We start from the raw sequence: 236 nt of genomic DNA on the forward strand, positions 1-236 counted from the left end.
CTGGACCCGTACGTATGCCTGCGGCCGGGGCGCTACTTCTGGGGGGTGTCGAGCCCCCTCAAGCACCCGGAGAAGACCGACATGGGGAGCCTCCGGGAGAACTTGGAGGACATCTACGCCGGGATCGAGTGGCCGGCGGAATCCGAGGGGGCGCGTAAGGTGATCCGCTTCCTCCAGGAGGAGATGGGGGTCAGGAAGATCCGCGTCCCCGCCACCTCCGGCATCGGCGTCAAGCC

At 67.8% G+C, this 236-nt stretch carries 1 pseudogene; it reads left to right on the forward strand.

Annotated elements, in window-relative coordinates:
• A pseudogene (locus tag ACTFO6_RS19835) lies at window positions 1-236 on the forward strand (NADP-dependent isocitrate dehydrogenase); the annotation flags it as partial.

Source organism: Pelomicrobium sp. G1 (assembly GCF_051905455.1).
In the GTDB taxonomy this organism is placed as follows: domain Bacteria; phylum Pseudomonadota; class Gammaproteobacteria; order Burkholderiales; family UBA6910; genus Pelomicrobium.